Genomic DNA, 13,485 nt, shown 5'->3' on the forward strand with positions numbered 1-13,485 from the left:
CACGTGCCACCTGTTTCAGCACCAGAGAAAAGCGTACCAATTTTAGATCATCCTGTCAAACCAACACACCCGCCTTTATTTCATTCGGCATAATCAGTTCATCAGAGTTAATCATCCCCACCAGTAACGATCGGGCTTATTTGTTGTCAAAATGCCATTTTAAATCGTTTTATCTTTGTGATCTATTAAAAATCTAACAGATTTCCCAATAATTCTCAGCCCTTCACACCATCAGAATGTAAATTTAACGAACGTTTAATTCCGGTATACCAATTATTCAATTAACGATTTTTCGCCCGCACCTCTTTTCATTGGCAATTTATTTCAAAAAAGCTCAAATTATTTGTCCCGACTTGATTCGCATCAAGTTAATTTGTTTGAATCCACGGCATAATGGAAACATCAACAAGAACAACAAGTCTTGAAAAAATCGACTTCACAGAAAGGATCGTTTATTTATGGCTATTCAACGTTATATCTATTCCCACACTAATCCCATTACCTTTTGGTCGGCCGGCCTCATCATCTTCGGCTTCCTGAACGCCTGGTTCACCAAAATCCCGTATATCACGGATACGGCCTGGATCATTGCCTCCGTCATTGCCGCAGCTCCGATCGTCCTGCGAGCCATCAGTGCCTTGAAGGCCAAGGTCTTCAGTATTGAACTCTTGGTCGGTATCGCCGTTATTGGGGCCTTTGCCATTGGTGAATTTGAAGAATCCGCCATCGTCACCTTCCTCTTCCTCTTTGGTTCCTACCTAGAACAAAAGACGCTGGCCAAGACCCGCGGCGCCATTCAATCACTGACGGAGATGGCCCCAACAACCGCCCAACTGGTCACTAACGATGGGACGACCGAAGAAGTCGACGTGGATGACCTGGAAGAAGGCAACATTGTCTTGGTTAAAGCCGGGGGCCAAGTCCCCGTCGATGGTCAGGTCGTCGATGGTTCTGGCTACGTAAACGAAGCCTCCATTACCGGTGAATCTCGTCCTATTAACAAGGGCAACGGCGACGGCGTTTACTCCGGCGCCATGGTTGAAAGTGGCACAATTCAGGTCAAGGCGACCCAAGTTGGTGACGAAACCACCTTCTCCAAGATTATTGAACTGGTCGAAGAAGCCCAAGATACCAAGTCACCTGCCGAAAAGTTTATTGATAAATTTGCCCAATACTACACGCCAGCCGTCCTGGTCATTGCCATTTTGGTCTTCGTATTCTCACGGGACCTCAAGCTGGCGATCACCGTCCTGGTTCTGGGTTGCCCTGGCGCCCTAGTTATCGGGGCCCCCGTTTCCAACGTTGCCGGAATCGGTAACGGCGCTAAGAACGGCATCCTAATCAAAGGGGGCGACGTCGTTGACAGTCTGGCCAAGGTCGATACCTTAGTCTTCGACAAGACCGGGACCCTAACCACTGGTAAGATGACCGTTGCTGGTGTTCAAAGCTACACCGATGACCAATCATTATTAGCCGGCGTGGCCCAAGTTGAACAAACCTCCGACCATCCCCTGGCGCAAGCCATCACCGCTCATCTGGCCAATCACGTCGCCACCGATGCTAAAACCATTGAGACCGAGACCGTTAAAGGCCGTGGGATGATTGGCCAATGGCATGACCACGACCTGTACGTCGGGAATGCCGCCTTACTCAAGGATCATGACATCACATTATCGGCCGACCAACTCAGTGACCTCCATGACATGCAAGACGACGGTCAATCCACGGTATTAGTGGGTTACCAAGGCAAATTAGCCTTTATCTTAGGCGTCGCTGACACGGTTCGTGATGAGGTGCCCGCTGCCCTAGCCGCTCTAAAGCGCCAAGGTATCAAGCACTTGGTTATGTTAACGGGTGACAACCAAGCGACCGCCCAAGCCGTGGCCAAGTCACTAGGGATTGACGAGGTCCATGCCGACCTCTTGCCATCCGATAAGGTCACCTTCGTTAAGAAGTTTCAAGACATGGGTCGTCACGTCGCCTTCGTTGGTGATGGGATTAACGACAGTCCTTCCTTAGCCACCGCCAACATTGGTATCGCCATGGGGGGCGGGACCGACGTCGCCATTGAAACAGCCGACGTGGTCCTGATGCAATCCAGCTTTACGGCCCTGAACCATGCCGTTGGCCTAGCCAAAAAAACTTCCGCTAACACTAAAGAAAATATCACCATTGCCATTCTGACCGTGGCCTTCCTGTTAATCGGTTTGGTTTACGGCTACATCTACATGGCTAGTGGGATGTTTGTCCACGAAGCTTCCATCCTAGTGGTTATCTTCAACGCTATGCGGCTCATCCGCTACCGGCCACGGGTTGCCAAGGCACCTAAGCCCGTTACTCAACAACTTGTCACAAACTAACTCAGCCTAGCAAATCAAAAACGGCCCTCACTAAACTTGGTGGGGGCCGTTTTACGTGAACGACTATTACAAAAAAAGTGGCACCCGCTATTGGGGATACCACTAACAATAATCTATTTTATTAATGAGCCTACTTCGTAAAAGTCCACTTAGCAGCTGGGGCAACACCGGCCTTGACGGCAACGACCTTGTTCTTGCTGTTAACGACCTTGAACTTCTTAGCAGAAGTGAAACGCAGGTAAACGGTCTTCTTAGCCTTAGAACCCTTAGGGGTATACGTAATCTTCCAGAACGTTGGTGTCTTAGCACTAACACTGTACTTAGCGTAAGAAACTAAGGTCTTAACCTTTTTACCGTTCTTGTAAAGATATTCGTTCAGACCAGACTTTTGACTGAAGACCCACTTTTGCGAGTACTTGTTAGCCTTGTTAGACTTCCAAGTCCCAGTAGGCGTTTTGACCGTGAACTTAGCGGTGCTCTTCTTAGTCGTGGCCTTCTTAGTGGATTTCTTAGTCGTCTTTTTCGTAGCCTTCTTGGTCGTGGTTGCGGCCTTCTTAGCAGCGGCAGCTTCGACGCGGATGATCCGGTAGAAGGACGTCTTCGTCTTAGGGTTCGTTGCATAAACGTAAACGTTAGCGTTCTTCTTCAGCTTCTTGGACAACTTAACCGAGAACTTCCCCGTCTTCTTAGAAGCAGTACCACTAGCCAAGTTCTTCTTAGCCTTCTTCGTGGCTTTAACCGTAATCTTTGAGCCCTTCGTTGCCGTCCCCGAAACTTTGGTGGTTGACGTACGAATCGTCTTAACGTTCAAGCTTGGCCCCACGTGAGTTGCCGCGTGAGCAGTCGTGGCTGACGTTACGGCCGTTGCTGGTACCACTGCACCTACCGTGGCCAACGTTACCAACCCGGTCAAAGCAATCATAAACTTCTTCATTATATCCTGACCCCTTAATCGGCCGACAGTTCGGTGCCGGCACTTTATTTTCTAACCGCCTCATAGTATAACAGCTTTCAACCTTAATTGAACCCGGTTTCATGCGGTTTTTAGTCTTTTTTAATAAGGCTTAAAATTAGCTTAGCATCCACTTAGTTTAGAAGAGAATGGTTTACATCCCACATTGTCAAAGACTGCCACAACAGCCCCTTGTCGGCCAAGTTGGTTGTTGCAATTGTCCAACACCAATCACGTGTCTTTTTCCACCTGATTTGCTAGACTAACGTCAGATTAGTCGATCGACCAGTGACCGGAAGCAAGTCGTTTTCATATCCCCACGGCAAAAACTGTTTTGCTTTCATGAAACCAGCACTTGGCTGAAAGCGTTGATTTTAAGCCAATGCAACCGGTTGTCCTAATTTTAATTTCTTGCTTTAAAATTGTCGCGTTTCATTTGAAAGTAGCGTATAATGAACCTTCGAAGTGGTCTAGACACTCGTCGGCCACACCTGCTTGGCCCATTCGGCTGGGTGGGTTCAGTCCTGTTAAATAACCTCATTAAACTCACACTTAAGGAGTGACGAATCCGTGGCAACTGAACGTACCGCATTATTCATGTTCTTTGGAGGCACTGGTGACTTAGCTTACCGGAAGCTCTACCCAAGTCTGTTTAACTTATATCACAAAGGTAACTTACGGTCCCATTTCGCTGTTATCGGGACTTCCCGGCAAACGTTAGACGATGAAAAGTTCCGCGCTGCCATCAAGAAATCATTGGCAGATAGTGGCGAACGCGCCGACTCCAAAGAAGCCAGCGACTTTATCTCCCATTTCTACTATCAAGCACATGACGTCACGGACACAGCCCACTATTCCGTTTTAAAGGAATTGGCTGACAAATTGGACAAGAAGTACAAGTTACAAGGTAACCGGATCTTCTACCTGTCCATGGCCCCACAATTCTTCGGCACGATTGCTCAAGATTTGCGGTCCCAAGGCTTAATGTCTGATACCGAAGAGGCCTTCAACCGCTTGGTAATCGAAAAGCCATTCGGTCGCGACTTTGACTCTGCAAAACAATTAAACGATGCCCTCAGCAAGTCCTTCGATGAAGAACAAATCTTCCGAATTGACCACTACCTGGGTAAGGAAATGATTCAAAACATCGAAGCCCTACGCTTCGGTAACACCCTGGTTGAATCCCTTTGGAACAACCGTTACATCGATAACATCCAGGTCACGCTGTCCGAAAAGCTTGGGGTTGAAGAACGGGCTTCCTACTATGATAACAGTGGGGCTCTGCGAGATATGGTTCAAAACCACATCATGCAAATTGTTTCCCTGTTAGCCATGGAACAACCCGTTGCCTTCACGGATACCGATATTCGAGCTGAAAAAGTGAAAGCCTTACGGAGCTTGCGGGTCTACAATGTTGCTGACGCTGCAACCAACTTCGTCCGCGGCCAATATGGGTCGATCAACGACCAAGCCGACTATCGTCATGAAGACAACGTTCCTCACGATTCAACGACGGAAACCTTCGTTGCCGGCAAGCTCTTGTTCGATAACTACCGTTGGTCTGGCACCCCATTCTACATCCGAACCGGGAAGATGTTAGCCGACAAATTTACCCGAGTGGATGTCGTCTTCAAGAAGCCATTGGTTGATATCTTTGCCTTCCCACAAGCACCGAACGCCCCTCTGGCCGCCAACGTCTTGACGATCTTCGTTGAGCCACACGCTGGGTTCTCCTTACAATTGAATGCAAAGACCAACGATGCTCTGTTCCAAACGGAACCAATCAAGTTGGACTACCTGGTTGATGCTGAAAAGTCTAAGGAAACGCCAGAACCTTACGAACGTCTGTTGCATGACGTTTTGAAGGGCGACGGGACCAACTTCTCAAGCTGGCCAGAAGTCTCCTACGCTTGGAAGTTCGTGGACCAAATTCGACGGGTTTGGGACTTACAAGAACCACAATTCCCTAACTACACGCCACATTCAATGGGGCCTGCAGCCGCTGAAGAACTGATCCAACGCGATCATCGCGAATGGGTCTACCGTTTAAACAACTAGTCGTCCTGGCATTGGTCGACAGCTAGAGAAATTAAAATTGATTAGTGAGGACCAAGGCATAACTTGGTTTTCTACAGATAAAGGCGTTGCAGTCATCAATGATTGCAGCGCCTTTTTAGTTAATCTAAGCTTGAACCAAAGCCGGCTTGGTCATCCGAATATGCGGTGAGCCATTAAAGTCAAAGACTGCGCCCTCGGCTACGTACCCAAACTTCTCATAAAAATGTTGCTTGTCAATCTGTGCCTCAATAAAGATTGGTCGATAGGCAAAGTGACGCGCAATCTCACCCTCGATTTGTTCCATCAATTGGCGGCCCAACCCTTGACCTCGTCGCTCAGGGATCGTCAGCACTCGACCGAACGTGACGCTCGCCTCGTCGGTAAAGACGCGGGCATAGGCCACGAGCTGGCCATCCTGATAACCGACGATATGCCGCGCAATCAAATCCGTCTGATCAATCTCCTGATAGGGCCGGTGCTGGGCAATAACAAACGTCCGGATACGTTCATATGCAATCTTATATAAATCAATAGTTGTCAATTCGTCGAAGGACTCAATCTGCCAGTTAATCATAGTACCGCTTCTCCCTGTGTTATAATGTTGTTAACGAGTATCTCACTGTTTAATTGCAAATGCAACTACTGGAGGAAAACATGCCTAATTCATTTCGCAGTATCGGTCTGATCGCCCGGGCAACTGCCGTCATTGGTAACCAACGCTTCCAGCCCGATCAACTGCACCACAACCAATTCATCTATCTGATGCAGATCGTCGAGAATCCCGGCATCACCCAAACAGAACTCGCCGCTCAACTTCACGTCGACCCCTCCACCTGTCTACGAACCGTCCGCAAGCTGATTACCAGCGAGTACGTGGTCCGCACCGTGGATGAACAGGATAAAAAGCGCCGGCCCCTCATGGCGACGGAAAAAGGCCAAGCCGTGTATCCCGACCTCGAACGCTATGAGCGGCAGATCATTGCTGCGGGTACAGCAGGCCTGTCAACCGGTGAAAAGGCCCTCCTGAGCGAATTATTGGGCAAAGTAGCTAACAATATCAAGCACATCCAGCTTTAAAAACGGAAATTCTCGTTCGCTATCATTATTCTAATAACCAGTGAAAGCTTTCCCAATCTTTCAGTAAAAATCAGACAAAACATTTTCCTTTTAAATTGTTCAATGCTACACTAACTGTTGGACAAACCGTTCTTAATTTCAAACGTAAAGGAAGGTTACTAATGGCAGATCAAAAAGCAAATATTGGTGTTGTTGGTATGGCGGTCATGGGCAAGAACTTAGCCCTGAACATTGAAAGCCGCGGCTACACGGTTGGTATCTACAACCGTTCCGCAAGCAAGACCGAACAAGTTATGAAAGACCACAGTGAAAAGAAGCTGGTCCCAAGTTACAACGTTGAGGACTTCGTGAAGTCTTTGGAAACGCCTCGGCGGATTCTCATGATGGTGAAGGCGGGTAAGCCAACCGATGCCGTTATTCACGAACTATTACCACTCTTGGACAAGGGTGACGTCCTCATCGATGGTGGGAACACGAACTTCCACGATACGATGGCTCGTAACGCCGAACTCGATAAGTCCGGGATCAACTTCATTGGTATGGGTGTTTCCGGTGGTGAATTAGGGGCCTTACAAGGGCCTTCACTGATGCCCGGTGGCCAAAAAGAAGCCTACGACTTGGTTGAACCAATCTTAACCAAGATTGCTGCCAAGGCTCCCCAAGATGGCAAGCCTTGTGTAACCTACATCGGCCCTAACGGTGCTGGCCATTACGTTAAGATGGTCCACAACGGGATCGAATATGGTGATGAAGAGCTGATCGACGAAAGCTACAATATCATGCGTAACGTTGCCGGTATTTCAGTTGACGAGATGGCCGACATCTTCAAAGACTGGAACAAGGGTGAATTGGACAGTTACTTAGTTGAAATCACTGCCGACATCTTGACTCGTAAGGATGACTTGGGCGACGACAAGAACTTACCAATCGTCGACGCCATCAAGGACCGCGGGAACAACAAAGGGACTGGTAAGTGGAGTTCCGAAGATGCTCTGGACGTTCAAGTTCCTCAATCAGTAATTACCGAAGCCGTTTACGCTCGTTACATTTCCATGTTGAAGGACGAACGGGTTAAGGCTTCGAAGGAATTGCCAGCTGCTGAAAAGCAAGGCAACGTTGACATCCCTGACAAGGACAAGTTCGTCGAGGAAGTTCGCCAAGCCCTCTTCTTTGGTAAGCTGATGAGCTATGCTCAAGGCTTCGAACAACTCCGGTTCGCTTCCGAAGCTAACGACTGGGACTTGAAGTTCGGTGAATTAGCACAAATCTGGCGGGGTGGCTGCATCATCCGGGCCCAATTCCTCCAAAACATTACCGAAGCCTTCGACAAAGATCCTAAGTTGTCTAACCTACTGTTCGATAGCTACTTCAAGGATATCGCTGGCAAGTATCAACAATCAATCCGTGACGTGGTTGCCATGGCTGTTCAAGCCGGCATCCCCGTTCCGAGTTTATCCGCCGCTATCACTTACTATGATAGTTTCCGGGCAGAAGTTTTACCTGCTAACTTGTTGCAAGCGCAACGGGACTACTTCGGTGCTCACACGTACGAACGGAACGACCGCGAAGGGAACTTCCACTATACTTGGTACGAAGAACAATAAAACCGATTTTAAATTAAAGACGCCGTTATGGCGTCTTTTTTATCTGCTTAATTTTAGGCCTAGCATGCCGAATCCCTTGATATGACAGGCATGCTTAGAAACTTAGCTAGGCAATTTTGGCGATATTTGGTATGGTGAAGTTAGTCATTAAGGGGGAATCATCATGAAATTTGGGGGCCTTTTACAACAAACCCGTCAGCAAAAAAATTAACTCAGAGTCAGGTGGCGGACGCCTTACACGTCTCGCGCCAAACCATTTCCAGTTGGGAAACCGGGCATAGCTACCCCGACATCGACAGTCTCATTAAGCTCAGTAACCTATACACTTTGTCCTTAGACATCCTGTTGAAAGAAGACCGCAGCATGACAGACACGTTGCGGAAACCCGCGGTTCTGCATGCCCTACACCCGACCATTCGTAACCTAACCATTATGAATAGCATCCTAATGGTCGCTCTCCTATTCGACGACCAGTTTGCCTCTGCCAAGGGTCTGCTGCTACTCATCGCTCTGCTGAACTTCTGGACACTCAATCAATTTGCCAGCACACTCATTCAAGAAGATCCGGTCGCACGCTGGCAAAAGAGTCGGCGGTGGTTGCTGATCGTTACGCTCATCAGTACCACGGGCGCTATCGTTGCCTGGCAGCTCCATCACTCGGGTCTACTAACGGATGTCCTGTACCTTACCATCGGGTGTTGGATCACCCTGGCATTCGGTACGATTAAGTACACCCACCGTCTCATCGCTCAATAGATTAAAGTGGGCTCACTGCTCATTCATACCACCCATTGACGTGTCAGCTCCGTTGGAAACGCCTAACCGAGCTTTAACGGCGATCAAACCCCGTTTGGTTTTGATCGCCGTTTTGACGAATAACTAACGTTTTTAAGCTCACTTGCCGAGTCCCTAATAAAGAGTCCGCGAGCTCGGTCCAAATGGCGTGAAGCACCGCCCATTGGTTGATTTCGACCGCCAGACCCGCTTCCCACTCGACCTCGTCACGACTCTTCGATCATTAACTTATAAATTCTGCAGGACTGCCGCAATCGACTGATCACCACTCAATAAGGGAATAGTCTTGCGCCGAGCCTGGGGCGCATGTAGCGCCGCAACCATAAACGCTGCCACGTCCGCCCGTGAAATACTGCCAACCGCCAGCGGATCGCTCTTTACCCGACCAGTACCTGCATGAAAGGATAACGCCCCTGGCTGAACAATTGTGTAAATCAAATGCGTTCGGTGAACCAGCCAGTCATCCGCGTAAAACTTCGCCACGTATAGCGGTTTGAGGGGATCGGCCCAGCGATTACGGTCCTCGGTAAATAACATACTCAGCATGATAAACCGGCGTACACCGGCAATCTCGGCGGCCTGCATCGACTTAACTGCTCCATCTAAGTCAATAAGCAAGGTCATATCATCCTTGGTTCGACCACCCGAACCAGCCGCGAAGATAATCGCATCCGCACCTAACATTCCTTGAGCCAACCGCTCCGGCTTTGCTAACAGATTGAGTCGTTCAACAGCAATCTCACGATCTCGCCAATCCTCATCCGGCTCGTCCGGACGAATACCGGCGATGGGTTCATCCCCGACCGATAACAATTGCTGGACCACCAAATGACCCACTTCACCATTAGCCCCAATCACCAACACTCGCATATTCTTCCCACCATTTCTAATTATCCTGTCTTTCTATATTCATTTTGCCACGAAATTCAGGAAAAAGCAGGTGACAAACTTTTACCTACCTATAAAAAGTGCCATAATAAAGTTAGGGTACGACCAACACTCGCAGCAACCCAGAGATTTTATGAGGAGGTCACCAATCTTGCCAAATGCAGATTTGAAAATCACTGATTTGGATGCAGATGCTCAACAACAAGCCCTGATTGACTTTGCTAAGTTCTACATTCGCCACTTCCGGTCTAATGACCTGGAAATCTTGTCTCAATACAAAGTGGACTACGCCATGAACGATATCAACCATTATCTCTACGTCAACCGTTCATTCAGCCCCGCGGAACTAGCCGCTGGTGTGTTGGAATATAAACGCGAGATGTTTCTCGAAATTCTGAAGACGGTCGACCTGGCCTACAATGCCGATGGTCGGTTAAAGGGTAACACCTGGAAAGCTTGGTATCTCCAAGAATACGCCGCAATTGCCCCAGGCATTTAAGTTTGAAAGGGACCGCAACGATTAGGTTGCGGTCCCTTTTTGTCAATTTAGATTTTACCAACAAGCTTGGTTCCAGGTTGTAAGGTTGCTTCGCCAGGATGCCAGTTAGCCGGGCAAACCCGATCACCATGCTCCGCGACAAATTGAGCCGCCGTCAGTGTCCGTAGGATTTCGGTTGCATTCCGGCCAATTCCCATGTCATTGATGGTATATGACCGAACGGCTCCAGCTGGATCCAGGATAAATACCCCACGGTAAGCTTGACCCGCATCTTCATCCAAAACACCGTAGTGCCGTGCCAGATCGCCGGCTGGATCGGCAATCATTGGGTACTCAACCTGCCCCACCTCTGGACTCTGTTCATGCCAAGCTTGGTGGACAAACTCCGTATCCTCGGAAACACTATAAATCTCAGCATCTTGATCTTTGAAAGCTGCGTAGTGCTCCGCCAAATCGCCTAGCTCAGTCGGGCAGACAAAGGAAAAGTCAGCCGGATAGAAAAACAGCACGGACCAATGGCCTTTCAGATCGGTCGCCGTCAATGACTGGACCTCGCCATGTTGAAAGGCCTTTACTTTAAAATCGGGTAACGTTGAACCAATGTAATTCATCTTAAAATCCCCCTCATTCAGTAATCTCTGACTCACCTCCAGGATACACGTTCGTCAATAGCAAATAAATAATGATTCTAAACTAGATACCGGTATTCCCTATAAATAAGTCAGTAAGCGTCTTAGTAAATTATTATAATTATTATTTAGAAGTTGTGGGCGTTTTTCCTTGCACTCTGATTGCCAATGATATAAACTAAGTGCATAGGATAAATCAGAAGCTGTTAGGTGAGGCTCCTATACGGAAAATGCTACTACTCAGAAACGTCGAGAAACGCCAATGAGTCAACTGGACAGGTCAAAGTAAGGCCTGTTCTAATGTAGCTGTTAGCAATTAACTACGCCGTATAGTGCTAAAACTCAACGATTGGCTAAGATAGTTCACGATTTTTAATTGTGCGCTTAGTCGATCGCGACTAAGCGCTTTTAATTTGTTCCGGCCGTCACTGTCGACATTATAGGAGGTGATTGAACATGACGACACAATTATTAGATGATCCTGGATCGTGTTATAACTCGCCGGTGGGAAAGTCAGAGTCTGTTCACACCTCTTGGTTGACGCTTTGAGGAGAACGGCCACTCTAGCTTTCCCGATTCCGGACCCGTAGCTTGATGCGGGGGTTCGATTAAGGGACGTTAAACCGAATCAACTGGGCACTCCTTTCCAGACGCTGTTGGTGTTGTAACCGACTGTAACTCGTCTGGTCTTCGCGAATTCGTTTGTGCATCCAGCTGGATTCAAACCACTTTTTGATTAACGCAAGCTAGAGTTACGCCGTTTTTCTCGGCTCTATTCCACTATAATGCACTGACGTGCTAGTCAGAATAGCGTTACATCAGTAACGAAGCTTCACCGTTGGGGGAACCCGATGGGGAGAAATTCAACCGTAACTGACGCCGTTTCATGAGGCTGGTCTTTAAGGTCAACTAGTCGATTTAAGTACACTGATACCAAACCGAATCTGGTTAACAAAACGAATTGTTGGCACCCATGGGCTGATGGGAATCACCCCGCAAGTTGTTCCAATATGCAGTTAGTTGAGCTGGTATTAGGTAAACAATACGATTTAGAAAAAGAGCTAGCATTCCAGATAGATGGACTGCTAGCTCTTTTGATTTGGCGATCAAAAGGGTCCTCACCAGCACTGGCGAGGACCTTTATTTTAAGCTTTGACTTTTGCTGCACGCATATTTTCGAGATATTTCTGACTCTTCTCTTCACTGAATTCGTGTTCAGATTTAGCAATGATCACTGTGGCCAAGGAGTTCCCCACCACGTTAACCGCCGTGCGACCCATATCAACTAACCGGTCAATTCCGGCAATGAAGGTTAAACCACTCATTGGGACACCAATTGTCGAGACCGTTGCCAGTAGGACCACAAATGAGGCCCCTGGCACGCCAGCCATCCCTTTACTAGTAATCATCAGGACAACTAGTAGGGTAATCTGTTGGCCAAGGCTCAGGTGGATATGATAGGCCTGCGCAAGGAACAGTGCGGCCAGAGATTGATAAATGGCGGAACCGTCTAAGTTAAACGTATAGCCCGTCGGAATTACAAAAGAAACAATTCCTTGGCTAACTCCAAATTTATCCATCTTATCAATTAACCGTGGCAAGGTTGCTTCCGAACTGGCCGTTGAGAACGCCAGAACTGCCTCATCCTTAATCACATAGAGAAGATCCCAGAGACGGAACTTAAATATCCGCGCCGCCAAGCCCATGAAGACCAGAATAAACACAATCATGGTGGCATAGGCTAAGATGATAAAGTATCCCAATGGTGCGAGGGCTGAGATGCCCATCTGAGCAATGGTCACCCCAATCAAAGCACAGACACCAATTGGCGCCATGTGCATGACCCAATTGGTCACCCGGAACATTACTTGAGAAACCGCGTCTAAAACATCGATGATAACCTGACCTTGCTTACCAATCGCTGCCGTGCCTAAGCCGAAGAAAACTGAGAAGAAAATAACTGGCATCATGTCACTCTCACTCAGGGACTTGAAGATGTTGGTTGGAATAACCCCCATCAAGGTTGCCCAGATACCGGAATCTTTAGCAGATTTGGCCGAGGAGACATATTGACTAATATCGGTACTATGTAATTGATGAATATCAATGAAATCGCCAGGATGGAAGATGTTCCCCACCAATAACCCTAACGCAATGGCAATCGTGGTCATAATTTCGAAATACAGGATGGTCTTACCACCGACTCGACCTAATTGCTTAATATCACCCATGTTGGCAATCCCAACCGTTAAACAAGAAATAACAATTGGGAGCACAATCATTTGAATCAAACTAATAAACATGGTCCCAATATTTTGCATGGCTGTGATGGCCACCTTGTTTTGATAGAAGACGACTCCCAAGATAATTCCGAGAACTAATCCAATCAAAATTTGCCAGCCCAAACTTAGGCGGTAACTTCTATACTTTTTCATTTTCCTTCCACCATTCTCTAGATTAATGTCCGAACGACTTTATCGATTCTCTCATTGTTTTCTCATCATACTTAACTATCATATCACACTGTTGCTCGAGTACCTAGCACTACAGATAATTTCACCAGCAAATCCCTTGTTACAATAATGATTAATCATCTATAAAATTGCCCTAAATACTAAAAAAA

Annotated in this window: 11 protein-coding genes, 1 pseudogene and 1 riboswitch; of the genes and pseudogenes, 7 read left to right on the plus strand and 5 right to left on the minus strand. The window is 47.7% G+C overall.

Annotated elements, in window-relative coordinates:
• Nucleotides 1–458 precede the first annotated feature (458 nt).
• Nucleotides 459–2,360, plus strand: coding sequence for a heavy metal translocating P-type ATPase (locus LSE01S_RS06340; RefSeq protein ID WP_061776791.1), 1,902 nt, complete (start codon nt 459–461; stop codon nt 2,358–2,360).
• A gap of 130 nt (nt 2,361–2,490) precedes the next feature.
• Here the strand turns inward: LSE01S_RS06340 and LSE01S_RS06345 are convergent, their stop codons facing one another.
• Nucleotides 2,491–3,294 carry an Ig-like domain-containing protein gene (locus LSE01S_RS06345; protein ID WP_061776792.1) on the minus strand — a complete coding sequence of 268 codons (804 nt, stop codon included), beginning with the start codon at nt 3,292–3,294 and terminating at the stop codon, nt 2,491–2,493.
• 588 nt (nt 3,295–3,882) lie between these two features.
• Between LSE01S_RS06345 and zwf the strand changes: the two genes are divergently transcribed.
• Nucleotides 3,883–5,370: a glucose-6-phosphate dehydrogenase gene (zwf, locus tag LSE01S_RS06350; RefSeq protein ID WP_061776793.1), complete on the plus strand. Its 1,488-nt coding sequence runs from the start codon at nt 3,883–3,885 to the stop codon at nt 5,368–5,370.
• Between the two features lie 124 nt (nt 5,371–5,494).
• Here zwf and LSE01S_RS06355 read toward each other — a convergent pair whose 3' ends face one another.
• Nucleotides 5,495–5,944 (minus strand): GNAT family N-acetyltransferase, encoded by a 450-nt coding sequence (locus tag LSE01S_RS06355; RefSeq protein WP_235808310.1) that lies wholly within the window; start codon nt 5,942–5,944, stop codon nt 5,495–5,497.
• Between the two features lie 80 nt (nt 5,945–6,024).
• Between LSE01S_RS06355 and LSE01S_RS06360 the strand changes: the two genes are divergently transcribed.
• The 4 genes and pseudogenes from LSE01S_RS06360 to LSE01S_RS10790 all read left to right on the plus strand — a co-directional run bounded on the left by LSE01S_RS06360 (nt 6,025) and on the right by LSE01S_RS10790 (nt 8,807).
• A complete protein-coding gene (locus LSE01S_RS06360; protein ID WP_061776794.1) occupies nt 6,025–6,447 on the plus strand; it encodes a MarR family winged helix-turn-helix transcriptional regulator in 423 nt (140 codons plus the stop codon).
• A gap of 161 nt (nt 6,448–6,608) precedes the next feature.
• Complete coding sequence (gnd, locus tag LSE01S_RS06365) at nt 6,609–8,051, plus strand: NADP-dependent phosphogluconate dehydrogenase (protein WP_061776795.1); 1,443 nt, start codon at nt 6,609–6,611, stop codon at nt 8,049–8,051.
• A 222-nt stretch (nt 8,052–8,273) separates the two neighbouring features.
• Nucleotides 8,274–8,336: pseudogene (locus LSE01S_RS11130) on the plus strand (helix-turn-helix domain-containing protein); the annotation flags it as partial.
• Nucleotides 8,337–8,414: 78 nt separating this feature from the next.
• A complete protein-coding gene (locus LSE01S_RS10790) occupies nt 8,415–8,807 on the plus strand; it encodes a hypothetical protein (protein WP_235808312.1) in 393 nt (130 codons plus the stop codon).
• A 267-nt stretch (nt 8,808–9,074) separates the two neighbouring features.
• On the opposite strand, the gene LSE01S_RS06375 is transcribed toward LSE01S_RS10790, so the two are convergent.
• On the minus strand, nt 9,075–9,716 hold the full coding sequence (locus tag LSE01S_RS06375) for an SDR family oxidoreductase (RefSeq protein WP_061776796.1): 642 nt from the start codon (nt 9,714–9,716) through the stop codon (nt 9,075–9,077).
• Between the two features lie 169 nt (nt 9,717–9,885).
• Between LSE01S_RS06375 and LSE01S_RS06380 the strand changes: the two genes are divergently transcribed.
• On the plus strand, nt 9,886–10,233 hold the full coding sequence (locus LSE01S_RS06380; RefSeq protein ID WP_061776797.1) for a hypothetical protein: 348 nt from the start codon (nt 9,886–9,888) through the stop codon (nt 10,231–10,233).
• A gap of 47 nt (nt 10,234–10,280) precedes the next feature.
• Here LSE01S_RS06380 and LSE01S_RS06385 read toward each other — a convergent pair whose 3' ends face one another.
• Nucleotides 10,281–10,844, minus strand: coding sequence for a redoxin domain-containing protein (locus LSE01S_RS06385; protein WP_061776798.1), 564 nt, complete (start codon nt 10,842–10,844; stop codon nt 10,281–10,283).
• Nucleotides 10,845–11,057: 213 nt separating this feature from the next.
• A riboswitch (M-box (ykoK) riboswitch) is annotated at nt 11,058–11,223 on the plus strand.
• A gap of 784 nt (nt 11,224–12,007) precedes the next feature.
• Nucleotides 12,008–13,297, minus strand: a complete 1,290-nt coding sequence (locus LSE01S_RS06390; protein ID WP_061776799.1) for a dicarboxylate/amino acid:cation symporter — start codon at nt 13,295–13,297, stop codon at nt 12,008–12,010.
• Nucleotides 13,298–13,485: the final 188 nt, after the last annotated feature.

Origin of the sequence: Levilactobacillus senmaizukei DSM 21775 = NBRC 103853, assembly GCF_001592085.1 — a bacterium.
GTDB classification, from domain to species: domain Bacteria; phylum Bacillota; class Bacilli; order Lactobacillales; family Lactobacillaceae; genus Levilactobacillus; species Levilactobacillus senmaizukei.

Excerpts from the sequence above, each read along its gene's own strand:
- LSE01S_RS06340 (WP_061776791.1), top strand. The coding sequence starts at position 459 with ATGGCTATTCAACGTTATATCTATTCCCACACTAATCCCATTACCTTT.
- LSE01S_RS06345 (WP_061776792.1), bottom strand. The coding sequence starts at position 3,294 with ATGAAGAAGTTTATGATTGCTTTGACCGGGTTGGTAACGTTGGCCACG.
- LSE01S_RS06355 (WP_235808310.1), bottom strand. The coding sequence starts at position 5,944 with ATGATTAACTGGCAGATTGAGTCCTTCGACGAATTGACAACTATTGAT.
- LSE01S_RS06360 (WP_061776794.1), top strand. The coding sequence starts at position 6,025 with ATGCCTAATTCATTTCGCAGTATCGGTCTGATCGCCCGGGCAACTGCC.
- gnd (WP_061776795.1), top strand. The coding sequence starts at position 6,609 with ATGGCAGATCAAAAAGCAAATATTGGTGTTGTTGGTATGGCGGTCATG.
- LSE01S_RS10790 (WP_235808312.1), top strand. The coding sequence starts at position 8,415 with ATGACAGACACGTTGCGGAAACCCGCGGTTCTGCATGCCCTACACCCG.
- LSE01S_RS06375 (WP_061776796.1), bottom strand. The coding sequence starts at position 9,716 with ATGCGAGTGTTGGTGATTGGGGCTAATGGTGAAGTGGGTCATTTGGTG.
- LSE01S_RS06385 (WP_061776798.1), bottom strand. The coding sequence starts at position 10,844 with ATGAATTACATTGGTTCAACGTTACCCGATTTTAAAGTAAAGGCCTTT.
- LSE01S_RS06390 (WP_061776799.1), bottom strand. The coding sequence starts at position 13,297 with ATGAAAAAGTATAGAAGTTACCGCCTAAGTTTGGGCTGGCAAATTTTG.